Source organism: Oscillospiraceae bacterium NTUH-002-81, from assembly GCA_032620915.1.
GTDB lineage: Bacteria > Bacillota > Clostridia > Lachnospirales > Lachnospiraceae > JAGTTR01.
On sequence record CP136052.1, the window covers coordinates 947,013 to 973,350 of the forward strand.

The 26,338-nt window shown below is 54.7% G+C and carries 23 protein-coding genes and 1 pseudogene; 20 read left to right on the forward strand and 4 right to left on the reverse strand.

Annotated features, from left to right (window positions below; all coding sequences use genetic code 11):
- Window position 1 precedes the first annotated feature (1 nt).
- From RJD28_04595 to RJD28_04615, 5 genes are all read left to right on the forward strand, one after another.
- Window positions 2-3,439: a PD-(D/E)XK nuclease family protein gene (locus RJD28_04595; GenBank protein ID WNV58799.1), complete on the forward strand. Its 3,438-nt coding sequence runs from the start codon at window positions 2-4 to the stop codon at window positions 3,437-3,439.
- Complete coding sequence (gene addA, locus RJD28_04600) at window positions 3,439-7,071, forward strand: helicase-exonuclease AddAB subunit AddA (protein ID WNV58800.1); 3,633 nt, start codon at window positions 3,439-3,441, stop codon at window positions 7,069-7,071. Before RJD28_04595 ends, addA begins: the two co-directional genes overlap by 1 nt.
- Window positions 7,061-7,222, forward strand: a complete 162-nt coding sequence (locus tag RJD28_04605; protein WNV58801.1) for a hypothetical protein — start codon at window positions 7,061-7,063, stop codon at window positions 7,220-7,222. The genes addA and RJD28_04605 overlap by 11 nt, the downstream gene beginning before the upstream one ends.
- Window positions 7,223-7,374: 152 nt before the next feature.
- Window positions 7,375-7,560 (forward strand): PspC domain-containing protein, encoded by a 186-nt coding sequence (locus RJD28_04610; protein WNV58802.1) that lies wholly within the window; start codon window positions 7,375-7,377, stop codon window positions 7,558-7,560.
- A gap of 60 nt (window positions 7,561-7,620) precedes the next feature.
- Window positions 7,621-7,869: a small, acid-soluble spore protein, alpha/beta type gene (locus RJD28_04615; protein WNV58803.1), complete on the forward strand. Its 249-nt coding sequence runs from the start codon at window positions 7,621-7,623 to the stop codon at window positions 7,867-7,869.
- Between the two features lie 154 nt (window positions 7,870-8,023).
- On the opposite strand, the gene RJD28_04620 is transcribed toward RJD28_04615, so the two are convergent.
- A complete protein-coding gene (locus RJD28_04620) occupies window positions 8,024-9,241 on the reverse strand; it encodes a 6-phosphofructokinase (protein ID WNV58804.1) in 1,218 nt (405 codons plus the stop codon).
- Between the two features lie 401 nt (window positions 9,242-9,642).
- Between RJD28_04620 and RJD28_04625 the strand changes: the two genes are divergently transcribed.
- The 5 genes from RJD28_04625 to RJD28_04645 all read left to right on the forward strand — a co-directional run bounded on the left by RJD28_04625 (window position 9,643) and on the right by RJD28_04645 (window position 14,145).
- Window positions 9,643-10,401, forward strand: a complete 759-nt coding sequence (locus tag RJD28_04625; protein ID WNV58805.1) for a DeoR/GlpR family DNA-binding transcription regulator — start codon at window positions 9,643-9,645, stop codon at window positions 10,399-10,401.
- Between the two features lie 299 nt (window positions 10,402-10,700).
- On the forward strand, window positions 10,701-11,594 hold the full coding sequence (locus tag RJD28_04630; protein ID WNV58806.1) for a branched-chain amino acid ABC transporter permease: 894 nt from the start codon (window positions 10,701-10,703) through the stop codon (window positions 11,592-11,594).
- Between the two features lie 23 nt (window positions 11,595-11,617).
- On the forward strand, window positions 11,618-12,646 hold the full coding sequence (locus RJD28_04635; GenBank protein ID WNV58807.1) for a branched-chain amino acid ABC transporter permease: 1,029 nt from the start codon (window positions 11,618-11,620) through the stop codon (window positions 12,644-12,646).
- A 19-nt stretch (window positions 12,647-12,665) separates the two neighbouring features.
- Window positions 12,666-13,448 (forward strand): ABC transporter ATP-binding protein, encoded by a 783-nt coding sequence (locus RJD28_04640; GenBank protein ID WNV58808.1) that lies wholly within the window; start codon window positions 12,666-12,668, stop codon window positions 13,446-13,448.
- Window positions 13,441-14,145: an ABC transporter ATP-binding protein gene (locus RJD28_04645; protein WNV59561.1), complete on the forward strand. Its 705-nt coding sequence runs from the start codon at window positions 13,441-13,443 to the stop codon at window positions 14,143-14,145. Before RJD28_04640 ends, RJD28_04645 begins: the two co-directional genes overlap by 8 nt.
- Before the next feature lie 189 nt (window positions 14,146-14,334).
- Here RJD28_04645 and RJD28_04650 read toward each other — a convergent pair.
- The 3 genes and pseudogenes from RJD28_04650 to RJD28_04660 form a co-directional block, all read right to left on the reverse strand.
- Window positions 14,335-15,058, reverse strand: a pseudogene (locus RJD28_04650) (amino acid ABC transporter ATP-binding protein).
- Between the two features lie 16 nt (window positions 15,059-15,074).
- Entirely contained in the window at window positions 15,075-15,776 is a 702-nt protein-coding gene (locus RJD28_04655) for an amino acid ABC transporter permease (GenBank protein ID WNV58809.1), read from the reverse strand.
- A gap of 129 nt (window positions 15,777-15,905) precedes the next feature.
- Entirely contained in the window at window positions 15,906-16,817 is a 912-nt protein-coding gene (locus RJD28_04660) for a transporter substrate-binding domain-containing protein (GenBank protein WNV58810.1), read from the reverse strand.
- A gap of 223 nt (window positions 16,818-17,040) precedes the next feature.
- Here RJD28_04660 and RJD28_04665 point away from each other — a divergent pair, with 223 nt between their 5' ends.
- From RJD28_04665 to RJD28_04710, 10 genes are all read left to right on the forward strand, one after another.
- Window positions 17,041-18,009, forward strand: coding sequence for an SIS domain-containing protein (locus tag RJD28_04665; protein WNV58811.1), 969 nt, complete (start codon window positions 17,041-17,043; stop codon window positions 18,007-18,009).
- On the forward strand, window positions 18,009-18,869 hold the full coding sequence (locus RJD28_04670) for a PfkB family carbohydrate kinase (protein ID WNV58812.1): 861 nt from the start codon (window positions 18,009-18,011) through the stop codon (window positions 18,867-18,869). The genes RJD28_04665 and RJD28_04670 overlap by 1 nt, the downstream gene beginning before the upstream one ends.
- Complete coding sequence (frlD, locus tag RJD28_04675; protein WNV58813.1) at window positions 18,862-19,671, forward strand: fructoselysine 6-kinase; 810 nt, start codon at window positions 18,862-18,864, stop codon at window positions 19,669-19,671. Before RJD28_04670 ends, frlD begins: the two co-directional genes overlap by 8 nt.
- 42 nt (window positions 19,672-19,713) lie before the next feature.
- Entirely contained in the window at window positions 19,714-20,565 is an 852-nt protein-coding gene (locus RJD28_04680) for an amidohydrolase family protein (protein WNV58814.1), read from the forward strand.
- 1 nt (window position 20,566) lies between these two features.
- Window positions 20,567-20,998, forward strand: a complete 432-nt coding sequence (locus RJD28_04685) for a secondary thiamine-phosphate synthase enzyme YjbQ (GenBank protein WNV58815.1) — start codon at window positions 20,567-20,569, stop codon at window positions 20,996-20,998.
- A 483-nt stretch (window positions 20,999-21,481) separates the two neighbouring features.
- Window positions 21,482-22,696 carry an ABC transporter substrate-binding protein gene (locus RJD28_04690; protein ID WNV58816.1) on the forward strand — a complete coding sequence of 405 codons (1,215 nt, stop codon included), beginning with the start codon at window positions 21,482-21,484 and terminating at the stop codon, window positions 22,694-22,696.
- Between the two features lie 229 nt (window positions 22,697-22,925).
- Window positions 22,926-23,801: a branched-chain amino acid ABC transporter permease gene (locus RJD28_04695; protein ID WNV58817.1), complete on the forward strand. Its 876-nt coding sequence runs from the start codon at window positions 22,926-22,928 to the stop codon at window positions 23,799-23,801.
- Between the two features lie 2 nt (window positions 23,802-23,803).
- Entirely contained in the window at window positions 23,804-24,790 is a 987-nt protein-coding gene (locus tag RJD28_04700) for a branched-chain amino acid ABC transporter permease (protein ID WNV58818.1), read from the forward strand.
- Window positions 24,791-24,792: 2 nt separating this feature from the next.
- Entirely contained in the window at window positions 24,793-25,557 is a 765-nt protein-coding gene (locus tag RJD28_04705; GenBank protein WNV58819.1) for an ABC transporter ATP-binding protein, read from the forward strand.
- Window positions 25,558-26,292, forward strand: a complete 735-nt coding sequence (locus tag RJD28_04710; GenBank protein ID WNV58820.1) for an ABC transporter ATP-binding protein — start codon at window positions 25,558-25,560, stop codon at window positions 26,290-26,292.
- Window positions 26,293-26,338 lie beyond the last annotated feature (46 nt).

Consider the following 26,338-nt stretch of genomic DNA (forward strand, 5'->3'; position numbering starts at 1 on the left):
TATGGCATTACAGCTGATCATCGGCGGTTCCGGTGCGGGAAAATCTTACTGTCTGCAGCAGCAGATCATCCGGGATTCCATTGCCCATCCCCGGGAGCGGTATGTGCTGCTCGTGCCGGAACAGTTTACCATGCAGACCCAGAAGGATCTGGTGACGCGCCACCCGGCGCACGGCATTATGAATATCGATGTGCAGAGCTTTCAGCGCCTGGCCTATCATGTGTTTGATGAAGTGGGCGGCAGCAGAAAGGTGCTGGAGGAGACGGGCAAAAGCCTGGTGATCCGGCGTCTGGCCCAGCAGAACCGGGAGAAGCTGACTCTGCTGGGGAGCAAGCTGGAGCGGATGGGCTATGTGGGAGAGATGAAGTCTGTCCTGTCAGAGCTGACCCAGTACCGGGTGGGGCCGGAGCTTCTGGAAAAGCTGCAAAAGGAGACCGGGGACAACCGGGTGCTGGCGGACAAGCTGCATGATATTCAGGTGCTGCAGGAGGCTTTCCAGGCTTATAAGGAAGAGACGTATATCACTTCCGAGGAAATCCTGGAGGCCTGCAGCCATGTCATCGGGAAATCCCGGATGGTGGCAGACAGTGTGGTGGCGCTGGACGGTTTTACCGGATTTACGCCGGTGCAGTATCTGCTGCTGGAGCGGCTGATGTGCTGTGCCCGGGAGGTGATCGTGACCGTGACCCTTCCGGCACAGGAGTATCCGTTTACCGCTCTGCACGCGGAGGAGCTGTTTGCCATGAGCAAGCAGACCATCTGGGAGCTGACTAGAATTGCCCGGGAGCAGGGGATTGCGATAAAGGAGCCACTGCTTTTAGGCAGGGAGGGAATGCCCCGGTTTGTAGGGGCGGACCATCCGCTGGCATTTCTGGAAGCGCATCTGCTGCGGTATGACGGGGCGGTTTACCCGGGAGAGCAGCAGGCAGTGCGTCTCATCCGGGCGGAGGAGCCCCGGCAGGAAGTACGGTTTGTGGCCGGGGAGATCTGGCGCCTCATCCGGGAGGAGGGGTACCGGTTCCGGGATATCGCCGTCATCACCGGAGATATGGAAGGGTATGCCGGGTATATCGAGCAGCAGTTTGCGGATAGCCGGATCGCCTGCTTCATCGATCATAAACGGGACATTCTGGCTAATCCCTTTGTGGAATTTCTGCGGGCGGCGCTCGAGATGCTGGAGGAAAATTTTTCTTATCCCAGTGTTTTTCGGTATCTTCGTTCCGGCCTTACCGGCATTCCGGAGAACATCATCGACCGGATGGACAATTACTGCCGGGCGCTGGGCATCCGGGGGTATCGTCGGTATGAGGAAACCTGGGAAGCTCTTTATCAGGGGGAGGATCCCGCAGAGCTGGAGGACATCAATGCAGCCAGAGAACAGCTGCTTTCTCAGGTGCGGGAGCTGAAAGAGACGTACAGCGGCGCCGGAAAAACGGTGCGGCAGCGGACGGAAGGGCTGTGCCGCTGGTGTGCCCGTCTGCATATCCAGCAGCAGCTGAAAGACCGGGAACTGTCCTTTCAGGCCAGGGGCGAGCTGGCGTTGGCCCGGGAATATGCCCAGGTGTACCGGATCGTGATGGAACTGTTTGATAAACTGGTGGAGCTTTTGGGGGATGAGGTCATTGCCCTGAAGGATTACGCCAAAATCCTGGATGCCGGTCTGGAGGAGGCCCGGGTGGGGATCATCCCGCCGGGGGCAGATCAGGTAACCGTGGGAGATATCGAGCGCACCCGCCTGAAGGATATCAAAGCGCTGTTTTTCGTGGGTGTCAATGAGGGCATCATTCCGACCAATGGCGCCCGTTCCGGCATTTTGTCAGAGCTTGACCGGGAAAGCCTGGGCAGACATCATCTGCATCTGGCGCCAAGCCGGAAGGAAAATGCCTATATCCAGCAGTTCTATCTGTATCTGAACGTAAGCCGTCCCTCCGAGCGGCTGTATGTGAGCTTCAGCGGCAGGAACCGGAAAGGGGAGGTGCTCCGTCCCTCCTATCTGGTGGGTATGCTGCGAAGTCTTTATCCGGGCTGTGTGCCGGTATCAGCGCCGCTGACGCCTGCTTCCCGCAGGCAGGGGCTGGAGCTGCTGGCCAGACAGCTGGGGATGGCAGAAGAGACGGAAAATCTGCCGGTGCTGGAAGGACTTCTGGCTTATTTTCAGGAGGAACCGGTGTCTGCAGGGAAGCTTGCCCGGGTGCTGCAGGCGGCGAAAGGACAGCAGCGGCGGACGGCACTTGACCGGGCTGCCGTCCGGGCGGTGTACGGGGAAACACTGGTGGGAAGTGTGACGAGGCTGGAAAAATATGCATCCTGCGCGTATGCCCACTTCCTTTCCTATGGCCTGCGCTTAAAGGAGCGGCAGGAGTATACCTTTGCGGCCATGGATCTGGGAAATGTGCTGCACAAAGCGCTGGAGCTGTATACCGGGGAACTGGAAAAGAGCAGCTATACCTGGTTTGACATTCCGACGGAGGAACAGGCGGCGCTGATGGATCGCTGCATCAGCCAGGTGGCGGAGGAATACGGCAACACGATCCTGCGCTCAACCGCCAGAAATACGTATATGATCGACCGGATGAAGCAGATGGGCCGCCGGACGGTGTGGGCCATCACGGAGCAGATCCGGTGCGGCAGGTTTGCCCCCAGAGGATTTGAAATTTCGTTTTCTGCGGCAGAGCATCTGGATGCGGTGACGTTTACACTGGGGACGGGAACGAAGATGAGGCTCACCGGCCGGATCGATCGGACAGATGTGTACGAGGACGACGGTCACATGTATGTGAAAGTGATGGATTATAAGACCGGGCGGAAGACCTTTGACGTGGGGGAGGTTTATCACGGCCTTTCCCTGCAGCTGGCGGTCTATATGAATGCGGCGCTGGAAATGGAGCAGCGCACCCATGCGGGAAAAGAGATCGTCCCGGCGGCCATGCTCTATTATCAGATCAAGGATCCGATCATTGACGCGGAGGATGATATTTCGCCGGAGCAGCTGGAGGAGGAGCGGAGAAAAGCGCTCTGCACGAAAGGGCTGGTCAACCGGGATCCCGATATCATCCATCTGCTGGATGGCCGGATCGGCGCCAGCTCCTGGGCGATCCCGGCGGGGGTGACCAAAACGGGGGCACTGAGCGCCCGGTCATCGGCGGCGGATACCGCCCAGATGGAGCAGCTTTTTGCCCGGGTGAGAACCCAGATGACCCGGTTCGGCACGGAGATCATGGAGGGAAGCATGGAAGCCCGCCCTGTGAAAAAGGGAGAGCAAACCGCCTGTGATTTCTGCCCTTACGGCGGCATCTGCGGGTTTGATCCCAAGCTCCCGGATGAGCAGTTCCGGCGGATCCCGTCGCTGGGAGCTGCCGATGTCTGGGAAAAGCTGGCACAGACGTCAGAAACCGGGGAACAGAAAACAGACATCCTTAGTCGGAAAGGAGATGCGTGATGGCAGTAACATGGACAGAAGATCAGCGGCGGGTCATCGACACCCGCAAAAAGAATATTCTCGTATCCGCGGCAGCCGGTTCCGGCAAGACGGCGGTGCTGTCACAGCGCATTTTATCGCTGATCATGGATCCTGAGGATCCGGCAGATATCGACGCGCTTCTGGTGGTAACCTTCACCCGGGCGGCTGCCGATGAGATGCGGGAGCGTATCCGGCAGGCGCTGGAGGACGCACATCGCCAGCATCCGCGTGACCGCCATCTGCTGCGGCAGCTGACGCTCATTCACAGTTCCTCCATTATGACCATCGACAGTTTCTGCAGCCAGGTGGTGCGCAACTATTTTCAGGAGGTGGATCTGGATCCGTCGTTCCGTGTGGGAGAGGATGGAGAACTGCGGCTCCTGCAGCAGGATGTGCTGGGAAACGTGCTGGAGGAAGCTTACGAGGAAGGGGAGAAGGATTTCCTGAAATTTGCGGACTGCTACGCCTCCGGGCAGAACGATAAAATGCTGGAGCAGCTGATCCTGCGGCTGTATGGCTTTTCCCAGAGCTATCCGTGGCCGGAGCAGTGGCTGGAGCAGTGCGGTGGAATACAGGACTGCCCAGAAGGAACGGGAAACCACTGGCTTGCAACCCTGATCGCGGGCATTCACAAAACCATCGAAAGCTATGAAGCTTACGCAGGGATGGCGCTTCGCATCTGCCAGGAGCCGGATGGCCCCTGGATGTATGACCCGATGGTGACATCGGATCTGGAAGCGCTGGAAGCCATGAAAGCGGCGGCAGATTATGGGGCTCTGTATGAAGCGGTGACCGGCTATGCGCCCCAGCGGCTTTCCGCCAAAAAGGATCCGGCTGTCTCCGAGGCCAAGAAAGAGATGGTGAAATCCTTACGGGAAACATGGAAATCAGGCATTGATGATCTGAAAAAGAAATATTTTACCCAGAATGAACAAAAGATGCAGGAAATTATGCAAAAAAGTACCTGGGCATCGTATGTTCTCGTGCGGATCACTCTTCGTTTCCTGCATGCCTATGAGGAAGCCAAGCGGGAGAAGAATCTGGTGGATTTTTCTGATCTGGAGCACGATGCTGTGCAGATTTTCTGCGGGGAGGACAGGAGGCCCACCGATGCGGCCCGGGCCTATGCCGCCCGTTACCGGGAGATCTTCATTGATGAATATCAGGACAGCAACCTGGTGCAGGAGATTTTGCTGAACAGCATTTCCGGGGAAAGCAGAGGGCTGCACAACCTGTTTATGGTGGGGGATGTGAAGCAGAGTATCTACAGCTTCCGGCTGGCAAGGCCGGAGCTGTTCATTGAGAAGTATAACCGGTATGGTGCGGGGGAGGAAGGCTGCCTTCGCATTGATCTGAAGCAGAATTTCCGAAGCCGGGAGGAGGTGCTGGAAAGTGTAAACTTCCTGTTCCGGCAGCTGATGCAGCCGGATCTGGGGGCCATTGCCTATGATGACGCAGCGGCGCTCTACCCGGGAGCGGTCTATGCGCCCGGGCAGCAGCAGGAGACGGAGGTGCTGCTGCTGGATGACCGGCCGGATGCAGGGGAGGATGGCCGGACGGCGAGAGAGCTGGAAGCGAAAATCTGTGCAGACCGGATCCGGGCACTGATGGGGCAGCTGCAGGTGACGGATAAGGAGACCGGACAGTTGCGGCCTGTCCGCTATTCTGATATGGTCATTCTCATGCGTGCCATGGATGGCTGGGCGGATGTGTATCAGGATGTGCTGGAGGAAGAGGGGATCCCCTGCCGCACTGTGCTGCGCAGTGGCTATTTCAACGCCTACGAGATCCAGACCATGCTCAACATGCTGCGCATCATCGACAATCCCAGACAGGACATTCCGCTGACCGCGGTGATGAAGTCCGTCATGGGCGGTTTTGACGAACAGGAGCTGGCACTGATCCGCGGCGCATTCCCGGACTGTAACTTCCATGAGGCCTGCCAGCGCTGCGCAGAAGCTGACACGACAGGAAGCAGCCAGAAAGTATCAGACGCGGACATAATGGGAAATGATCGGAAAGCGTCGAGAACAGATGGGACGGGAAAAAACTGGGAAGCGCTCTGCCGGAAAACGGCGGCCTTTTATGCCATGCTGGAGCACTACCGGCAGATGCTGCCCTATACGCCCATCCATCAGCTGATCGGTGTGATCCTGGATGAAACCGGATTTTCCGCCTGTGTCAGCGCCATGCCGGGCGGTGAGGTGCGGACAGCCAATCTGGCAATGCTGGCGGATCGAGCCATGGTATTTGAGAGCACCAGCTACAAGGGGCTGTTTCATTTTATCCGGTACATTGACCGGATGATCCGTTTCCAGGTGGACTACGGGGAGGCCGATGCGGGAACCGAGCGGCCGGATGCTGTGGAGATCCAGAGCATCCATAAGAGCAAGGGTCTGGAATATCCGGTGGTGTTTGTCACCGGCCTGGGAAAACGGTTCAACGAGATGGATGCCAGAAGTATGGCGGCGCTGCATATGGAGGACGGCATCGGCATGGACGCCATTGATCCGGTGCGACGGCTGCGGATGCCAACCTTGAAAAAGAAGGCCATCCAGCGGCGGATGAAGGAAGAAATGCTGGGCGAGGAGCTGCGGGTGCTTTACGTGGCTATGACCCGGGCAAAGGAGAAGCTCATTCTCACCGGTGCCGTGAAGGATCGGGAAAAACGGATTCTGTCCTGGTATCGGGAGGCGGGCAATCCGGCAACGACGATCACCTATGCCACCCGTTTTTCTGCGGGCAGCTGTCTGGATCTGATCATGCCGGCGCTGCTGCGCAACCAGTGCTGTGAGGAATTGCTGAAAGAGGCTGATCTGTGGCCGCCCTTTGGCCATGCACTCTACCGGGCGGATACCAGAACCCGGGTATATTGGGTAGAGCCCTTTTCTCTGGCCAGTCAGTCGGTGAAAAGGGAGCTGACCCGTCAGGATCGGACGAAACGGTGGGAAGCACTGCTGGGGCAGGAAGCAGCTGACAGCACATTATCCCCGGAGGCCCGGGCGGTGCGGGATCATCTGCGGGAGCTGCTGGATACGCCTTATCCCTGGGAAGCCCAGACACATCTGCCGGTGAAGCTGTCGGTATCGGAGCTGAAACGGCAGAAGCGGCTGCTGGAGGATGTGGAGCAGGAGGAGCTTTACCAGGAAGAGACGGTTATTCCGCTGATCCCCCGGTTTTTGCAGGAGCAGGAGGAAACGTCCGGAGCCCTGCGGGGAGACGCCTACCATCATCTCATGGAGCGGCTGGATTTTGGCACGGTGGAGCCAGAGGCCCGGGCCGTGCAGCAGGCAGCGGAGCAGTATATCGCGGCTGGTGTATACACGGCGGAGGAATATGCGCTGGTGGAACCGGCGGACATTGCCAAAATGCTGGGAAGTCCCCTGGGCAGGCGGATGGCGGCGGCAGCCGGGCAGGGGCCTTCTGTACCGGGAGCAGCCCTTCGTGCTGGGAATCCCGGTGGCATCGACTGTCTCATCGGAAAGCCTGCACGGGAAAGCGTTGCGGACGACACAGGAAGCCGTCGGATCCACCGACGAGTGGACGCTGGTGCAGGGAATCATCGATGCCTTTTTTTACGAGGACGGGGAAATCGTCCTCATGGACTATAAGACCGACCGGCTGTACCGGGAGGAGGATTTTCGGGAGCGGTACGGCATTCAGCTGGAATATTATCGAAGGGCACTGGAGCAGATCACCGGAAAACAGGTAAAGGAGACATGGATCTATTCCTTCACGCTGGGCAGAGCCATTCGCCTGTAAACAGAGCAGCTGTGGGGAAAATTGAAACTGACCGCAGAAGAATATGCGCGAACGGATTCTTTCGGAAATCTTCAGAAAAATTTCAGGGTTCTTCCCTTGTGATGCGCCGGAAACCGACCTATAATAGGAAACAGGTAGAGGAGGAAGAGCATATGGATAAGAAATTATATCGTTCGAGAAAAAATAAAATGCTGTGCGGCGTGTGTGGTGGCCTGGGAGAATATCTGGGGATCGATCCCACGGTGGTGCGTCTGCTGGTGGTGCTTTTGAGCCTTTCCAGCGTGGGAATGGGTGTTATCATTTATTTTGTGGCGGCTTTCATCATTCCTGAAGAATAAGCGCCGGGCAGACCGGGCATACTCTCTGACAGGCAGATGACGGAAGGGAGTATGGCAGGGATGACACAGAAAAAAGAGAAGAAGATCGATCTGGAAGCGCTGGAACCGGAGGAGCTGATGAAATATGAGATCGCCGGGGAGCTGGGGCTTCTGGACCGGGTCATGGAAAACGGCTGGAAATCGCTGACCGCCAAAGAGACCGGAAGGGTTGGCGGCATTCTGGCCAGACGGCGCAAAGCGATCCGCAGCGAGGGTGAAGCGGCGAAGACAGAAGCAAAAGAGACGGCGGAAGCAAAGTACGAAAACTGAGAAGCTTTTGAGAACAGACGGTTGCTTTCGGAAACCGGAATGGGACAACTGCATAAGAAGAAAAAAGACAAATACGATCATACAAGATACAATAGAAAATGCCGAAAGGGAAAACAAATTTCTCTCTCGGCATTTTTGTGGTATGACATATAAATTAATCTTTCAGGTATAGAAAATCCGGCAGGCCGTCTTTCATGGGCGGCACAGCATTGCCCTGAATGAGCGGGCGGATGTAGGCAGCCAGTGCCTCGGTGATATCACAGCCGTCAGCGCTGATCCATTCCCGGGGGATGCATTTCTCTTCGTTGCAGATGAGGTTCACATCCTCGGTGCCAAGGGTCAGTGTATAAGGGGCCCCGGCAGTCCGGTGGAAGGTGACCATGACGCCGGTTTTGCCAAGCAGGGCCTGTTCGACACCGAAGGTGCCGGCCTGAATGGCTTCCAGCCGGTCTGTCTCGGACTGCAGGTTGCCGGAGCAGCGCTGGGTGACGTTGAGCTCCACGGCCCGGGTCTTCACACCCAGACGGTGAGAGATCAGCTCCTCCAGAAATTTGCCGCAGCCGCTGAGTTTCTTGTGCCCAAAGCTGTCGGTGTGGGACTCGGTTTCATATTCGCACAGCAGGGTGCCGTTGGCGTCCTTGAGCCCTTCGGATACGCACACCACAACGGCGGGACGTCTGGCAAGGCAGCCCTGCACCTTTTCCACAAAGTCCTCCTGATCAAAGTCCAGCTCCGGGAAGCAGATGAGGGAAGGGTTGTCCCCCGGGAACTTCCGGGCCAGAGCGCTGGCAGCGGTGAGCCAGCCGGCATTGCGTCCCATGATCTCCACGATGGTGACTGCCGGAATGTCGTAAACCGCAGCGTCCAGACAAATCTCCCGCACGGTGGAAGCCACGAAACGGGCAGCACTGCCGAAGCCCGGGGTGTGATCGGTGAGGATCAGGTCATTGTCAATGGTCTTGGGAATGCCGATGAAACGGATGTCGCTGCCGATGGCGGCTGCGTGCCGGGACAGGCGGCTCACCGTATCCATGGAGTCATTGCCGCCGATATAAAATACATATCCGATATCCAGTTCCTGAAATTTTTCAAAAAGCTGGCTGTAAACCGGATCCTGCAGATCCGTCGGAAGACGGTAACGGCAGGAACCCAAGTACGCACCGGGCGTGTATTCCAGCCGGTTCACGTCCTTGCCGCTCATCCCGGTCAGATCGATGATGTTTCCTTTCAGAAAACCTTCAATGCCATTGCGCATGCCATATATCCGTCCGATCTCCTGGGAATGTAGGCTTGCTGCGGAAATCACACCGCCCAGGCTGGCATTGATGACAGCTGTGGGGCCGCCGGACTGGCCCACCAACAGATTCTTCATACATAACCTCCTAAATTGTTTGCGTTTGATATTGTGTCCTCAGCATAACACATATAATAAGGTATGTAAACATACAAATTTCAAAATAAAATAGCACTACTTTCGAATGAAAGTTGTTTGCATTTATTGTAAAAGCTTACAATTCATGATATAATGCGCGTAGGGAAAAACAAGCGGCTGCGATAGCAGACATTTGTTTTTCACAAGCCATTAACGAAGGTTCCGCCTGCGATAGCAGGCAGTAGAGCGCGATAGCGCGGGGAACCGCAGTGGCTGTGCGGGTTCGTGATATAATGAACGGTGAATGTGATCATGATAGCTGCGAAGCAGCGTCAAGCACGAAACGTGCGAATCATGAGTGGCTGTGCGGCGGGAGAATATAATAAGGAGGGACTGATCCGATGCAGATGAAGGAACGCCAGGACAAGATCATAGAGCTGGTCAGTGAGAACCACCGGATGGATGTGGTGACGCTGGCGAATATCCTGCAGGTGTCCCAGGTGACAGTGCGCAAAGACCTGGACGTTCTCGTGGAACGCAGGATCATCCAGCGGGAGCACGGCTACGCGGTGATCAACGAAACCGGAGATCTGAGTACCCGCATCGGACACAATTACAATCGTAAGAAAAAGATTGCCGCGCTGGCGGCCTCCATGGTGCATGACGGGGAGACGGTAATGATCGAGTCGGGAACCACCTGTGCCCTGCTGGCGGAGGAGCTGGCCACCCATAAGAAAAATGTGACGATCATCACGAATTCTGCGTTCACGGCTTCCTATATCAAGGAGGCGCCCAACGCCAAGATCGTGCTGCTGGGTGGGGACTATCAGCTGAAATCCCAGGTGGTGGTGGGCCCGGTGACGCGAAGATGTGCGGCGGATTTTTCTGTGGAGAAGATTTTCGTGGGAGCGGACGGCTACAAGGAGGGCGTGGGCTTCACCGGCGCAGACCTCATGCGCACAGATACGATGAAGGCCATGGCAGAGTCGGCCAAGCGGGTGCTGATCCTCACTGACTCCTCCAAGTTTTCCAGCAGAGGGCTGGTGACCTCGTTTACCCTTCCGGCCATTCACGATGTGGTAACGGATGAGAAGATTCCGGCCCGGATCGAGCAGGAGATGACACATTTTGGCATCCAGGTGCATAAGGTGAAGTTTTGAACATGGCACTTACGTTCGGAAAAGGTACCATTAAGGAGAAGAAAAAGCCCTTTACCGGGGCATTTTATCCGAAGGAAGCATGAAAAATTGCCGTAAAAAGTAGCGTTGACAAAGAAAATAAATGCGTGTATAGTACGTTAAAACGAAGCAAGGAAATACAGGAGGCATTCATCCGAGGCATGTGCGGGTGGATGTACCAGCAAGGGAGCTGCAGCGGAACCCCACCGCGCGGCTCCTTTTTTATTTCCTGATACAAGAAAAACGCTTCGAAAAAATCTGAACAAGGCGGGTGGATGTGTATGGTATTTATACAGCAGGTAATCAATGGTCTGGCCCAGGGCGGCATTTATGCGCTGATCGCCATTGGCTGGACGACGGTATTTGGAATTGTTGGCGTTATGAACTGGACACACGGCGAGGTATATATGCTGGGCGCTTATGCGGGCTATTTTCTCACGACGGCGGGGCATCTGCCGCTTGTCCCGGCGCTGTTGCTTTCCATGGTCATCGGTTCTCTCATCGCCATGCTGGTGGATCAGCTGGGGTATCGGCCTTTGAGAAAAGCGGGGACGCTTGGCACCTCGGGCTTCATCACCGCCCTGGGGCTTTCCACCTTCCTGCGGTATACGGCCAACGCTGTTTTTACGGTAAATCCAAGAGCCTATCCGGAGCTGGTGAAATATAAGCTGATCACCCTGTTTACCATGAACGGGCAGGCAGTGACCATCAGCTCCATGCATCTGATGATTCTCATCGGCACCGTGGTGATCATGATCGTCCTGGAGCTGTTTATCAAGAAAACGCTGGTGGGAAAAGCCATGCTGGCCGCTTCCCAGGATATGCAGACGCTGGGCCTCATGGGTGCGGATTCCGAGAAGCTCATCAAAATTACCTTTGCCATCAGTGGTGCCCTGGGGGCCGCGGCAGGATTTTTCATCGGAACGATTTACGCCATCAACCCGACCATGGGTGCGCTGGCCGGACTGAAGGGCTGGTCCTGTGCGATCCTGGGCGGTATCGGCAGCATCACCGGTTCGCTGGTGGGCGGCATCCTTCTGGGAATCGCAGAAAACCTGACAGCCGGATTTATCTCCACCGGATACAAGGATGCCATTGGCTTTGTCATCATGATCCTAGTACTGCTCATCAAGCCCACCGGCTTCATGGGATATAAATTCGAAGAGAAAGTGTAGGAGGTGCCCACGCATATGAAAAAATGGAAAGAAAAGAAAAAAAAAGCGTCCCGGGCGGAAAAAAGAGCGACTGGCTGTTTGGAATGAGCGGCCGCACCACCTTTCTTGCAGCACTCATTCTTGTCCTGGTGTTCTGTTTTGTGGATGCAGTGGTGCCGGGTGGTAAACTTATTCCTACTTATGCAAAGCATATTGTTGTCAGCTGCCTTATCTATGCAGTGCTGACACTGGGGCTGGATTTCGTGGCCGGTTATGTGGGGCAGGTGTCCCTGGGACATGCGGCGTTCTTCGGGCTGGGTGCTTACGTCACCGGTTCTCTGTCCGTATTTTTCGGCATGAATTTCTGGCTCACCATTCCCATTGGCATGGCAATCTCCGGTATCTTATCGGTGCCGCTGGCCTTTGCCTCCCAGAAGGTAAAAGGGCCGTTTCTGGTAGTCATTACTTATGGCTTCTGTGAAATTCTCCGGTATGTGGCCATCAATACACCGGCCTGGGGAGGTACCTCCGGTCTGCCCGGCATCAAGACGCCGAGCCTGTTCGGTTTGAAGATTTCCAAGATCGGCCCGTCCAACAAGGATGGCTATATATTGATCCTGTTTGCCATCGTGGCATTTCTGGCCTTCTTTACGTGGCGGCTGGTAAAATCCCGTATCGGCTATGCGTTTTCCGCTATCCGGGAGGATGAGATCGCAGCTGTCGCCATGGGCATCAATACGAAATATTACAAGCTGCTGGCTATTGTGATCTCTGCCTGCATCTGCAGTGTGGCAGGCAGCTTCCAGGCGGTATTCGCCAGCTTCATCAGCCCGGAGCTGTTTGCTTCTACCCAGTCCATTTCCATTTTCACCATGGTTGTGGTGGGCGGTCGCCGGAGCATCATCGGTATGATCCTGGGTGCCGGACTGATGACCATTCTGCCGGAGCTGTTCCGTATGGTACAGCAGCTGTTTTCCCTGCCCTTTGACCCGTGGATGATCCTGTACGGCCTCATTCTCATTGTCATGATGCGTTTCCGTCCGCAGGGTATCTGGGGAAAAGCGGAAAAATAACACAGGAAGGAGAATGCATATGCTTCTGGAAACGAAGAAAGTCAGCAAGGCCTTTGGCGGTCTGATGGCGAATAATGAAATAGATTTCGGGATCAACGAGGGAGAGATCGTGGCCATCATCGGCCCCAACGGTTCCGGCAAGACTACGTTTTACAATCTGCTCACCGGCATTTCCCCGGCGACCTCCGGCAGTATCACCTTCAAGGGAAAGGATATCACCCGGTGCAAACCGGAGGAGATCACAAAAATGGGCATTTCCCGTACCTTTCAGAACATCCGGCTGTTTGGAGACCTGACGGTGGCGGAGAATATCATCATTGCCAGACACTGCCGCAGACAGAGCGGGATGCTGGACGCGCTGTTCAACACGAAGCGGGTGCGGGAGGAAGAGGCAGAAAATCAGGCCTTTATTGAAAAATGTCTGAACTATGTGGGCATTTATGACAAAAAAGACTGGCTGGCGAAAAATCTTCCCTACGGCATGCAGCGCCGTCTGGAGATCGCCCGGGCGCTGGCCACGGAGCCCAGCCTGATCCTGCTGGATGAGCCTGCCGCCGGTATGAATCCCCATGAAAAAGACGAGCTGGTGGAGATCATCCATCATCTGCTGGCTGACAAATATTCCATCATCCTCATCGAGCACTCCATGAAGCTGGTCATGAACATTGCCGACCGGGTGGTGGTGTTCGACCACGGGGCAAAGATCGCCGAGGGGCTGCCCCAGGAAGTGCAGAACAATCCGACGGTGATCGAGGCTTATCTGGGAAAGGGGGCGTCCGCCAATGCCAAATCCTATGCTTAAGGTGGAAAATTTACACGTATATTATGGAAACATCCATGCGCTGAAAGGACTGTCCATTGAAGTCAACGAAGGAGAGATTGTTTCCCTCATCGGTGCCAACGGCGCGGGAAAAACCACACTGCTGACGACCATCATGAATCAGGTGAAAAGCAGTGAGGGAACGGTTTCTTTCCTGGGAGAATCCCTCCACGGCAAACATCCGGCGGCCATTGTCCAGAGCGGCATGACCATGGTGCCGGAAGGACGGCGGGTGTTCGCCCGGACGTCCGTTATCGACAATATTCGACTGGGCGGCTATTTCCGGAAGGACCGGGCAGAGATGAAGAAGGACATGGAGAAAATGTTCGAAATGTTCCCCCGGCTGTACGAGCGGAAGGGCCAGATGGCAGGCACCCTCTCCGGAGGCGAACAGCAGATGCTGGCCATCGCCAGAGCCCTCATGTCAAGACCCAAGCTGCTGCTGCTGGATGAGCCGTCCATGGGACTGGCGCCCATCATCGTGGATCAGGTGTTTGACACCATCCGTTCCGTCAATGAGGCAGGCACCACCGTCATGCTGGTGGAGCAGAACGCCAACCAGGCACTGCGCATCGCAGACCGGGGCTATGTCATTGAGACAGGAGAAGTGGTGCTGGCCGACACCGGAGAAAAACTGCTGGCCAATGCCCAGGTCAAGGAAGCCTATCTGGGAGGGTGATTGCGAGGCGCTCCCTTTGTATCTTCGTGTTAAAAGATACAAGTGAACAGTGGATAAAATACAAAAAGACGTCCGGTCTCTGTGGAAAACTCTCACAGATCGGACGTCTTTTTTTACGCTATCAATACTTCCTTATTATACTGTTTCATTTACTGCTTCTGTACAAACCGTCTTTGGAAGCTTTTTCTTTTACAGCACCTTATTCAGGAACTCTTTCAGTCTCGGGTTTTTCGGGTTGCCGAAGAATTCAGCCGGGGTTCCTTCTTCCTGGATCCTGCCGCCGTCGATGAAGATGACGCGGTCGGCCACCCTCTCTGGCAAAGCCCATCTCGTGGGTGACGACCACCATGGTCATGCCTTCCTCGGCCAGCTCCTTCATGACGTTCAGCACCTCGCCGACCATTTCCGGGTCCAGGGCGGAGGTGGGCTCATCGAAGAGCAGGATGTCGGGATCCATGGCCATGGCTCTGGCGATGGCTACCCGCTGGCGCTGTCCGCCGGACAGACGGACGGGATATTCCGGGGCCTTGTCTTTGAGGCCGACCCGGTCCAGCAGCGTCAGGGCCCGCTCCTCGGCCTGCTCCTTCGGCACCTTTTTCACATTGATGGGGGCCGCGGTGATATTGTTCATGACGGTCATGTTGCTGAACAGGTTAAAGTTCTGAAACACCATACCGATCTTTTCTCGGATATGGTCGATGTTGGCCTTGCGGGAATTGATCTGCTCCCCCTCGAAGATGATCTCTCCGGCGGTGGGTTCCTCCAGCCGGTTCAGACAGCGGATAAACGTACTTTTGCCGGAACCGGAAGGGCCGATGACAGCGACCACTTCACCTTTGTGGATATCGATGTCAATGCCGTTTAATACTTCCAGATGGCCAAAATGTTTTTTCAGGCCCCGCACCTGGAGCAGGGCTTCTCCTGTCATCTTATCGTGTGACACTTGCGTTCATCCTCCTCTCTACATAGGAAACCAGCTTGGACAGCGGGTATACCATAATGAAATACAGGATCGCTGCGATGGCGTAAGGCTCCAGTGTCCGGTAGGAGATGGAGATGACGTCCTTGGCACAGAACATCAGCTCGCTGATGCCCACCAGGGAAACGATGGAGGTCTCCTTGATGATGGCGACGAACTCGTTCATCAGCGCCGGAAGGATGTTGCGGAATGCCTGGGGCAGAACGACCATTTTCAGCGTCAGTGTCTGGCTCATGCCAAGACTTCTGGCTGCTTCGGCCTGGCCCTGATCCACGGCGTTAATACCGCTTCGCACGATCTCAGCCACGTAGGCGGAGCTGTTCAGGATGAGCACGAGCAGGCCCCAGAAAAAGCTGTTGAAATCTTTCATAAAGGGCACCTGGATCTTCCAGCCCAGGGCAGCCGCGCCAAAATAGATGATCATGACCTGCACCATCAGAGGCGTGGAACGGAAGATCTCAATATAGGCGCTGACGATCCATTTGAGTGGTTTTATTTTAGACATCTTGCACAGTGCAAATAGTGTTCCGAAAACAGTCGCACAGCAAACAGTGATCAGTGACAGAATCAGCGCCATCTCGGCACCTTTCAGAAAGTGGCCGGAATATTTTTCAAAAATGGCAGCCATTCTGGAAAATGAGAATAAGTCCATCTCATTGCCTCCTCTTTCAGTGTTGGGTTTCGTGTAAAAAATACGGGGTGCGGCAAATCCGCGACCCCGCATACGCATTGCATATCAAGTTTTGATCCGATGGATCAGTTCCGTTTGGAAAGTGGTTGTTTACTCTGCCTCGTCTGTCAGGGAAGACTGCAGCGCAACGGCCTCGTTGTACCAGTTATCAATGGTACCGTCATCCAGCCATTTCTGGATCAGGGTGTTCACATAGTCGGTCAGATCGGTGTTGCCAAGCATGGTTGCTGCGCAGTTTGCAGCCTCCTCACCCTCCAGCATCGGCACTTCGAATGCAGTTGCCAGATCGGCATTCTGGGAAGCGTAAGCGGTTGCATTATCATAGTCCATGATGGCAATGTCAATGTTGCCGGCCTTCAGATCCATGATCACGTTGGGAATGGTTTCCATGTAACGGCCGGTGCAGTCCGGATAGTAATGCTCTGCAACGGTCTGCTGGTAGCTGCCCTTCTGGGCTCCCATGGTCACGCCGGCAACCATTGCACTTGCGTCCTTGAACTTGTCAGCATCCTCTGCGCGGACCAGGGACAACTGTCCGTGGGCCAGGTAAGACTCGGAGAAGGTGAATGCCTCTTTTCTATCAGGAGTGGGAGAAAGGGCTGCCAGTGCCATGTCATCCAGACCGGACTGTACGCTGGGCAGAACAGAATCAAAGGCCATATCGTCTATGACACATTTAACACCCATTTCATCTGCGATGGCCTGCATCATGGAAGGCTCCAGACCTACGATGTTGCCTGCCTCATCCTTGAAGGCGTAAGGAGCGAAGGTTGCCTCGGTTGCGAAATGGATCTCGCCGCGCTTCTGGATCTCTGCGACGGAATGATACTCGATATCGGTAGGGCTGTAGGACTTGCTGTCGGAAGCCTCTGCGGAATCGCCGGTTTCCTCTGCTGCTGCATCGGTGGATGCATTGTTTGCAGATGTGTCTTCTTTGCTGCCGCAGGCAACACATCCGACTGCCAGTGCTGCGATCAGCATAGCTGCTGCTAATTTTTTCATTAGAATATACCTCTTTCTTTTTTAAACTGTATCCTATTTTATATAGGAAACCTGTAAAAGTCAATAGTTCCTGACACGTTTTGAAAGAATTCGTAAAATTTTGGAAATATTTCTTGCCAGGCTCTGCCCGGAATGATACTATCTTGGAGGAAAGCTGTATGTTCTGCAGCAAAAACATGATTACGGTAAAACATGAAAATGTATTTTCAGGAGGAAATAAACTATGAACGCAAAAGAAGTCATCAGACAGGTAAAAGAACAGTGCGGCATCATCCGTCAGGTATACTGGACGGCCTGCGGCGGCAGCCTGGTGGATCTGTACCCGGCACACTGCATGCTCATGGGAGAGAGCACCATCGTGGAGTCCGGTTTCTATACGGCCAGAGAGTTTCTGCTGGCAACCCCGAAGAAGCTGGGCAAGGAGAGCCTGGTCGTTGTATGCAGCCATTCCGGCGGCACCCCGGAGTCCTTACATGCTGTAGAGCTGGCACTGGAAAAAGGAGCAGCGGTTGTCATGCTCACCAACCGTGCAGGCAGCCCGGCGGACAGTGACAAGTGGATCACCTGGGTATACCCGTGGGCAGATGAGCTGGAGACGCTGAAGATCCCCAGCGGCATCACCCTGTCTCTGGCAGCAGAGGTGCTGGCCACTCAGGAGGAGTTTGCTTCCTATGATGCACTCATGGACGGCCTGTCCAAAATGGACGGCATTGTGGCAAAGGCCAAGGAGAAAGTGAGAGCCGAGCTCTGCGACCGTTTCGCACAGCTTTGCAAGGATCACAATTTCCTTTATATTCTCGGCAGCGGCGCCACCTTTTCCCAGACATACGGGTTTGCCATCTGCAGCCTGATGGAGATGCAGTGGCAGAACTGCGCCTACATCCACAGCGGCGAGTATTTCCACGGCCCCTTCGAGGTGACCGAGGACGGCGTGTTCTATTTCCTGCAGAAGGGCTCCGGTAAGTGCCGTCCCATGGATGAGCGGGCAGAAGATTTCCTGAAAACCCACACGGACACACTGATGGTGCTGGATGCGCTGGAATATGGCATGGATGCCATTGATCCGGCTGTCCGGGATTATCTGGATCCGGTGCTGTTCTATCCGATGAACTGCGAACTGCGCTCCGCCAGAGGCAAACTGTTCGATCACGATGTGGACTACCGCAGATACATGGGAAAGGTGGACTATTGATGGATTATCCGGTAAAAGTGCTGGGCTTCGGCGATAACGTGGTGGATCTCTATGACCACCTGCATCTCATGTATCCTGGCGGCAACGCGGTGAATTTCGCCGTATTTGCCAAGCGGCTGGGGGTGGAACGAAGTGCCTACATGGGCATCTTCGGCACCGACCGGGCGGCGGAACACGTCATTTCCTCTCTGGAAAAAGAGCAGGTGGAGCTGGTGAAATGCCTGCAGATCCCCGGGGAAAACGGCTGGTCGAGAAATACGGTGGTGGACGGCGACCGGGTGTTCCTGGATTACAACAATGGCGGCATCCGGGGGGACGTGCGCTATCCTCTGGGCCGGTTTGAGTTGGCCTATGCGAAGCAGTTTGACCTGGTGCACACCGGCATTTATTGCTTCACCGAGCGGGAGCTGCCCAAACTGCAGAAGGCGGGCGTGCCGGTGAGCTTTGATTTTTCCGATGAATACACGGAAGAGGATGTGAAAGAGATCGCGCCCTATGTGACCTACGCCTTTTTCTCCTGCGGGGAGGAGACACCTCAGGAAAAGGTATGGGAGCGGCTGCTGACGACAGCGGAGTTGGGGCCGAAGATCGTCTGCGCTTCCCGGGGCGCCAAGGGCTGCATTGCCTATGCGGGCGGAGAGTTTTTCGTGCAGCAGGCGGTGCCGGTGGAGCATATGGCAGACACCATGGGCGCCGGAGACGCGCTGCTGACGGCCTTCCTTGTGGGATACCTTTCCCGGAAAAAGAAGGGAATGGAAGAGCATGCGGCCGTGAAGGACAGCCTGGCCGACGCGGCTCAGTTTGCATCACAGGTGTGCGGCATTGACGGCGCCTGGGGATATGGAGTGCATTATGAGTAAACAAAAAAGAGTGGCGGCAGTGGGGTTTTGCTGCGCCGATGTATATGAGAATCTGAACGAGTGGTACCCCACCGGAAACGGCGTGGACTTCGGCGTGCATCTGGCCCGGGCCGGGGTGCCGGTGAGTGTGGTCAGCGTGGTGGGCAATGACGAGTACGGGGAGCAGATGAAGGCGGTGCTGGAAAAAGAGGGCATCGACATTTCCCATCTGCGCACCGAGGAGGGCCAGACGTGCCGCATGCGGATGGAGCTGAAAAACGGTACCGACCGGGTGCATCTGGAATCCATCGACGGCGTGATGGAGCACTATGCCATCACCAAAGAGGATTTTGCCTTTGTGGCAGAGCATGATCTGCTGCACACCGATCTGTTCGGGAATGTGCTGCAGTATCTGCCGGCCTGGAAGGAAGCCTGCGTGGAGATCCTCATGGATTTTTCCGTATTTACGCGGGATCCGCAGTATGAGTGTGAGAAGCTGTTTCCTTTTGTGGATTATGTATTTTTCTCGGCAGATGGGATTCCCGGCAAGGAACTCACCGGCTGGATGAAGAAGATCCAGTCCTATGGGCCGAAGCTGGTGACCGCCACCATGGGGGAAGAGGGGAGCCTGTGCTATAACGGCGAATTTTTCTACTCCTGCGGTATTGTACCGGTGAAAAATGTGGTCAACACGGTGGGCGCCGGGGACAGCTATATCGCGGGCTTTACGAAGGCCATGCTGGAAGGAAGGTCCATTCCGGAGTGTATGGAGGCGGGGGCAAAGCTTTCCGCAGATGTGATCGGCAGGTTCCGGCCGTATTAAACAGACAGGAACCGCCTGCATAGAAGAACAGGAGAGATGACAATGGTAATTGATATGCATGTGCATCCGATTTTTTACAAATCGATCTGTGACAATAAAGAAGAACTGGAATTTCGCAAGGACACCTTCGGCGTCTGGAAGCAGGGCCCCATGGACTGGGATGAGGCATTTGCGGAGATGGATTTCGGCGGCATTGACAAAGAGGCGCTGCTGCCCATGGATGTGACCACCACCGAGGGCGGGTGGATCGTGACCAATGAGCAGATCGCAGCTCTCAAGAGCAGGTATCCGGAGCGGCTCATCGGCTTTGCCAGTGTGGATCCCCACCGGAAGGATGCGGCGGATGTACTCATCCACGCTTTTGATGATCTGGGGCTGGAGGGACTGAAGCTTCATCCGTCCAAGCAGAAATTTTACCCTGCGGATCCGTGTATGGAGCCCATTTATGAAATCTGTGAGAGCAGAAATAAGCCCATCATTTTCCATGCGGGCACATCCTGGGAGCCCAACACCCCTGCAGAATACGCCCATCCGCTGGCCTTTGAGAAGGTGTTCATCGCCCATCCGCATCTGCGGTGCTGCCTGGCCCATTTTGCCTGGCCCTGGGTGCGGGAGATGGTCATGCTCATGATCAAGTATCCCAACGTATACACCGATACCTCCGTGCTGTACATGGATTCCCCGGAGGAGTCCATGAGCCGCCTGTTCACGGTGGACATGGGGCCCCACTGGTTTGAACGGGGCTTCCGGGAGCAGGTCATGTTTGCTTCCAACACCCCCAGATTCCGCGCTTTCAAGATCAAGCGGGCGCTGGATGCGGTGCCCATGAAGGACGCAGCCAGAGAAGCTTTATATGGAGGAAACGCACTTCGTTTCCTGAAAGGAGACAGGTAGGATGGTCGTACTCAAGGAGCTTTACCGCCTGAGCAAAAAGGCGGAGGAATATATCAACATCACGGAAGAGGTGCATCAGCTCATCCGGGAGAGCGGCGTGAAAAACGGCATCGCTGCGGTCATCACCTCCCACACCACCACGGGCATCTTCGTCAATGAGGCGCTGCCCTGCGTGGAGTCCGACATCAGCGATATGCTGGAAAAATCTGCGCCCTTAAATGAAACGTATGCCCATGCCCATTTCCTGCCGGATTACGGCGCCACCGGCAACAACTCTCAGGGCCATTTGAAGAGCCTGCTCACCGGCAATCACTGCGTCTTTCCGGTCATCGACGGGGAGATCGTCTGCGGCGGCGCTCAGGAAATCTATCTGGCGGAATTCGACGGCCCCCAGAGACGACGGGTATATGTAGAAGTGATGGGAGAAGCCTGATTGCAGATGCGGCAGAGGGATTGCCGATCAGGACTGCTTCGCGTCTGTCCGGCATGGAAAGATTTTCCATATAAGCAAAATCGGTATTGACAAAAGCAGGAAATCATGCTAATCTTATCACCGTATTAGAACTGAATCATTTTTATTCTGAAAAAGAAGCAGAGATTTCATACAAAGGCGTATTGATCGGAAGGTCGGTACGTCTTTTTTTGTATATAATGAAAGGATATTTTCAACATGGGAAATGAGCGGAAAGCAGCTGCGAAGCAGCGAAACATGCGGCCGCACAGTTCTGCGGATGATCCGGCTGCACGGTAATTATTTTTTTGTTGAGAATGAATTCATTTCTTGTGAAAAGTCATGTTTTATGGTAATATAATTACTTAAAAAGATTATTAAATTACTTACCTGTCATCGGGGAGCCGAAAGGGTGGGAAATTAATAATAGACTATCAATTTTATTCAGAGAAGAGGAGGCAAACTATGAAGAAGAAAGTATTAAGTATTTTACTTTCCGCAGCCATGGTAGCAGCAATGGTATCCGGATGTGGATCCAAAGATGAGGGCAGCTCATCCGCAGACAGCGCAGACAAGACAGAGGCATCATCTGACGATGCAGCAGCATCTGATGCAACGTATGAAGGAACAATCAAGATCGGTGTTGTAGGACCTTTCTCCGGATCTTCCGCAATGGTTGGTGATACTGAGAAGAAGGGCGTTGAGCTTGCTGCAAAGCAGATCAACGAGAACGGCGGCATCAATGGCATGACCATCGAGCTGATCGAGGAAGATGACCAGCAGGATCCCAAGACGGCAGTATCCGCCATCAACAAGCTGGTTTCCAGTGATGAGGTTGTTGCAGCAGTTGGTACCGTCAACAGCTCCTGTACACTGGCTATGATGGATGTGACAGAGAACAACGAGATCCCGCTTGTTACTCCGATTTCTTCCGGTGTTGCCATTACAGATCCGTCCAACAGCTACATTGTCCGTCTGCAGGCATCTGACAAGCTGCAGGCAAAGGCAATCACAGAGTATGCGATCAATGATCTTGGATATAAGAACATTGCCGTTATGTTCCAGAACGATGACTTCGGCGCAGGCGGAAAAGATGTTGTAGTAGAGACACTGAAAGACGCAGGCATCGAGCCTCTGGCAGTAGAAGCTTTCGATTCCAGTGCAACCGATATGTCCGCACAGCTTCTGAAGATCAAGGATCTCAATCCGGAAGCTATCATCATGTGGACCATGTACGGCTGCGGCGCAACCATCGCAAAACAGTGCGATCAGCTTGGTATCGACTGTGACCTGATGGGCGGCGGCGGACTGACCAACGCAAAGCTCTATGAGCTGGGCGGAGAATCCGCAGTTGGCATCCTGAACACCCAGACCTTCTTCCCGGATAAGGAGAAAGCTTCTGAGACAGCAGGCGCATTCATTGATGCTTACGAGACAGAGTACGGCGAGACTCCGGACTCCAACGCAGCTATGTCCTATGATGCAATGATGGTTCTGGCAGAGGGCCTGAAGGCAGCAACACCGGATATGAAGGCTGACGATATCATGGCTGGTATGAAGGCTGTCAAGGATATGCCTCTGGCAACCGGTACCATCACCATCGATGAGAACGGCGACGCAAACAGAGACATCCTGATCATCCGTCTCTGCGAGGGCGGCACCTACGAGTTAGTTAAGTAGAGCGTTGAAAACGCGGTTTTGCGAATAAAGCGCTCCTGAACGGTGCGCAGAGTATGATACCATGCGCTGCAAAATAACTGGATCGGCAACAGCCTGTATGGACGATGGGAAATACAGGCTGTTTGCCAGTCTGAAAGAATTTCTGAATAGAATTGATAAAATAGGATAAGTCAAGATGTGACATTTGGACACTGGAACATATACGCTACGAAGAAGAAGGAGATGCAATATGCAGATTTTACAGCAGCTGATCCAGGGACTTTCTCTGGGAAGCATTTACGGATTGGTAGCACTCGGGTATGTACTGATCTATCAGGCATGGGGAGTGCTGAACTTTGCACAGGGTGAGGTATGTGCCATCGGCGCGTTTTCCCTGCTTGTGCTTCATGTGGAACTGGGAATGCCCATTATTCTGGCCATGCCGCTGGCAATCGTTGTGAGTATGATCGTCGGCTACATTATCGAGTTTCTTTCCTTCCGTCCGCTGGAGAATGCGAAGGATATGAGTAAGCTGATCGCCACCATCGGCGTCAGCATCTGTGTGAGAAACCTTTTGCGCGTCATCTTCGGCGCAGATGCATTTGCGTTTCCGTCTATTTTCGGTGACAAGCCGTTCCATGTGGGCGGCCTGATCCTTGTCCCGCAGAACTTATGGAATACGGTATTTGGTTTTGGTCTGGTGATCCTTCTGAACCTGTTTTTAAAGAAGACGAGAGTCGGCAAGTCTATGAGAGCAACCGCGCAGGACAAAGAGGCTGCCCGTCTGATGGGCATTAACGTCAGGGCTTCCCTGACAGGTACCTTTGTTATCGCATCTGCCATCGGTGCGATTGCCGGTATGCTTCTGGCGCCGGTTTACCTGTTCAACGCCAGCATCGGTGCCACCATCGGAACAAAGGGATATGCGGCAGCCGTTCTCGGCGGTCTGGATTTTGCCAGCGGTGCCATGGTGGGCGGCATCATCCTCGGTATTGCCGAGTGTCTGGCCGTTGCGTTTGGTTCCTCTGCTTATCAGTCGGCTATCGCGTATATCGTATTGTTCCTGGTGCTGATCCTGAAGCCGTCAGGTATCATGAGTAAGAAGAAAACAGTAGAGAAGGTGTAAAAATGACGTTTGGAAAAGTATATGAGAAAACAAGAATCTGGATCCTGCTTGTCATCGCCATCATCCTGCCGATGACCGGAATCAGCAACTACTGGCTGCACGTACTGAATATCGGCGGCATTTTTGCCATCTGTACGCTGAGCCTGAACCTTCTGACCGGCTGTACCGGCCTGTTCTCCGTGGGCCACATCGCCTTCTACGGCATCGGTGCCTACACGGCGGCTGTTCTGGCAACGAAGTTTGACATGCCCTTCCTCGTCTGTGTGCTGTGTGCCGGCCTGATGGCTATGGTATGGGGCATCATCCTCGGTATGCCGGCCCTGCGTCTGAAGGGGCTGTATCTGGCAATCTCCACCCTGGCCTTCGGCGAGATCGCCTACCGTGTATTCCTGAACTGGGAGGCTGTCACCAACGGCTCCCGCGGTATCTTAGGCATCAAAGCACCGATCCTGAACCTGGGATTTCTGGAGATCAACTTCAAGACTTACAAAACCTATTATTATATCGTGCTGATCTTCCTTGTGCTGATGATCATCTTCACACGGAACATCATCCATTCCCGTACCGGCCGTGCCCTTCTCTCCATCCGTGAGAGCGAGATCGCCGCACAGGCACTGGGCGTGAACACCGTCCGTTACAAGATCATTGCATTTGCCACTTCCGCATTCTTTGCAGGCATTGCCGGATCTCTGTACGCTTACGAGGTACACTTCATTTCTCCGGAGTCTTTCGTCAGTGCAGAGTCCACCTCCGTTCTGGCCATGATGGTCGTGGGCGGCATCGGCAGCATCGCCGGTTCCATTGCCGGTGCGTTCGTGCTGACCATGATCCCGGAGCTTTTACGTTCCGTGGGTGATATCCGACTGGTCCTGTACGGCGCAGCCATCGTAGCCATCATCATTTTTGCCCCCAAGGGACTGGGCGGTGCCATTGCGTGGCTGGACAACCTGCTGTGCGGCAAGCACAAGAAAAAGACGGAGGAGGAATAACCATGGCATTACTGGAGACAAAAGATCTGGGCATTACCTTTGACGGTCTGGTGGCCTTAGAGGGCGTCAACTTTGCCGCAGAGGCAGGAAAAATCACAGCAGTCATCGGCCCCAACGGTGCCGGAAAGACGACCTTCTTCAACCTGATCGCCGGTTTCTACACACCGACTCAGGGATCGGTTGCTTTTGAGGGAAAAGAGATCACAAAGCTGAAAGCATTTCAGAGAGCGGAGGCGGGCATTGCCCGTACCTTCCAGAATATCAACCTGTTCAAGGATATGTCCGTCATGGATAACGCGCTGGTGGGCCTTCACTGCCGCAGCAAGAGCAACGTTCTTTCCTCCATGTTCCGCACACCGGGACAGAGAAAAGAGGAGAAGCAGCTGCGGGAAGAGGTTATGAGCGAGCTGGAGTTCATGGGACTGGACAAATATGCGAATGAAAAAGCAGGCAGCCTGTCCTACGGCATGCAGAAGAATCTGGAGATCGCCCGGGCACTGGCCTTACAGCCCAAGGTGCTGCTTCTGGATGAGCCCGCATCCGGCCTGAATACCCAGGATCTGGATGAGCTGTCCAAACGGATCCTGGCCATCCGTGACCGGGGTATCACGGTAGTGCTCATTGAGCACAAGATGGACGTGGTCATGACCATTTCCGATCACATTGCGGTGCTGAACTTTGGTAAGAAGATCGCTGACGGCACCCCGGAGGAGATCCGCAGCAATCCCGAGGTAATCGAGGCTTATCTCGGAAAGGAGGACGACTAAATGCTGGAACTGAAAGATGTGCGTGTGGCCTATGGCAATATCGAAGTGCTGCACAAGATCAATATTGAAGTCAAAGACGGCGAGATCGTGACGATCATCGGCGCCAACGGTGCCGGAAAGACCACGACCTTACGCTCCACAGCCGGCCTTCTCCCGAAGAAAAAAGGCAGCAGCATCATTTTTGACGGCAAGGATATCACCAACATGGGCGCAGAGAAGATCGTGGCAGAGGGGATGGCCCTGTCCCCGGAGGGACGGCATATCTTCCCGGATCTGACTGTACAGGACAACCTGGAGATGGGTGCCTACTTAAGATACAAGGACAAAGAGGGCGTGGCCCGGGACTTAAAGAGCGTCTTTGACATGTTCCCCCGTCTGGAGGAAAGAAAGAAACAGCTGGGCAAGACACTGTCCGGCGGCGAGCAGCAGATGCTGGCCATCGCCAGAGCACTCATGTCCAACCCGAAGATGCTTATGCTGGATGAGCCTTCCACCGGTCTTGCACCGCTGGTGGTAAAAGAGATCTTCCACATTGTCAAACGGCTGAACCAGGAGAAGGGTCTGACAGTTCTTCTGGTAGAGCAGAATGCGAAAATGGCACTGGGTGTGGCAGACCGCGGCTATGTGCTGAAAAACGGCGAGATCGTCATGAGCGACACAGGTGCAAACCTGCTGAATAACGATGCCATCCGCGCCGCCTATCTGGGCGAAAACGTATATAAAGAAAATAAATAAGCGCGCCGGAAGAGGAGCGCCGAAAAACATGCGCCAGTTTACGGAA

What these genes read in the sequence shown, in the direction of transcription:
- RJD28_04595 (WNV58799.1), top strand. Translation starts at nt 2, where the DNA reads ATGGCATTACAGCTGATCATCGGCGGTTCCGGTGCGGGAAAATCTTAC.
- addA (WNV58800.1), top strand. Translation starts at nt 3,439, where the DNA reads ATGGCAGTAACATGGACAGAAGATCAGCGGCGGGTCATCGACACCCGC.
- RJD28_04605 (WNV58801.1), top strand. Translation starts at nt 7,061, where the DNA reads ATGGACTATAAGACCGACCGGCTGTACCGGGAGGAGGATTTTCGGGAG.
- RJD28_04610 (WNV58802.1), top strand. Translation starts at nt 7,375, where the DNA reads ATGGATAAGAAATTATATCGTTCGAGAAAAAATAAAATGCTGTGCGGC.
- RJD28_04615 (WNV58803.1), top strand. Translation starts at nt 7,621, where the DNA reads ATGACACAGAAAAAAGAGAAGAAGATCGATCTGGAAGCGCTGGAACCG.
- RJD28_04620 (WNV58804.1), bottom strand. Translation starts at nt 9,241, where the DNA reads ATGAAGAATCTGTTGGTGGGCCAGTCCGGCGGCCCCACAGCTGTCATC.
- RJD28_04625 (WNV58805.1), top strand. Translation starts at nt 9,643, where the DNA reads ATGCAGATGAAGGAACGCCAGGACAAGATCATAGAGCTGGTCAGTGAG.
- RJD28_04630 (WNV58806.1), top strand. Translation starts at nt 10,701, where the DNA reads ATGGTATTTATACAGCAGGTAATCAATGGTCTGGCCCAGGGCGGCATT.
- RJD28_04635 (WNV58807.1), top strand. Translation starts at nt 11,618, where the DNA reads ATGGAAAGAAAAGAAAAAAAAAGCGTCCCGGGCGGAAAAAAGAGCGAC.
- RJD28_04640 (WNV58808.1), top strand. Translation starts at nt 12,666, where the DNA reads ATGCTTCTGGAAACGAAGAAAGTCAGCAAGGCCTTTGGCGGTCTGATG.
- RJD28_04645 (WNV59561.1), top strand. Translation starts at nt 13,441, where the DNA reads ATGCTTAAGGTGGAAAATTTACACGTATATTATGGAAACATCCATGCG.
- RJD28_04655 (WNV58809.1), bottom strand. Translation starts at nt 15,776, where the DNA reads ATGGACTTATTCTCATTTTCCAGAATGGCTGCCATTTTTGAAAAATAT.
- RJD28_04660 (WNV58810.1), bottom strand. Translation starts at nt 16,817, where the DNA reads ATGAAAAAATTAGCAGCAGCTATGCTGATCGCAGCACTGGCAGTCGGA.
- RJD28_04665 (WNV58811.1), top strand. Translation starts at nt 17,041, where the DNA reads ATGAACGCAAAAGAAGTCATCAGACAGGTAAAAGAACAGTGCGGCATC.
- RJD28_04670 (WNV58812.1), top strand. Translation starts at nt 18,009, where the DNA reads ATGGATTATCCGGTAAAAGTGCTGGGCTTCGGCGATAACGTGGTGGAT.
- frlD (WNV58813.1), top strand. Translation starts at nt 18,862, where the DNA reads ATGAGTAAACAAAAAAGAGTGGCGGCAGTGGGGTTTTGCTGCGCCGAT.
- RJD28_04680 (WNV58814.1), top strand. Translation starts at nt 19,714, where the DNA reads ATGGTAATTGATATGCATGTGCATCCGATTTTTTACAAATCGATCTGT.
- RJD28_04685 (WNV58815.1), top strand. Translation starts at nt 20,567, where the DNA reads ATGGTCGTACTCAAGGAGCTTTACCGCCTGAGCAAAAAGGCGGAGGAA.
- RJD28_04690 (WNV58816.1), top strand. Translation starts at nt 21,482, where the DNA reads ATGAAGAAGAAAGTATTAAGTATTTTACTTTCCGCAGCCATGGTAGCA.
- RJD28_04695 (WNV58817.1), top strand. Translation starts at nt 22,926, where the DNA reads ATGCAGATTTTACAGCAGCTGATCCAGGGACTTTCTCTGGGAAGCATT.
- RJD28_04700 (WNV58818.1), top strand. Translation starts at nt 23,804, where the DNA reads ATGACGTTTGGAAAAGTATATGAGAAAACAAGAATCTGGATCCTGCTT.
- RJD28_04705 (WNV58819.1), top strand. Translation starts at nt 24,793, where the DNA reads ATGGCATTACTGGAGACAAAAGATCTGGGCATTACCTTTGACGGTCTG.
- RJD28_04710 (WNV58820.1), top strand. Translation starts at nt 25,558, where the DNA reads ATGCTGGAACTGAAAGATGTGCGTGTGGCCTATGGCAATATCGAAGTG.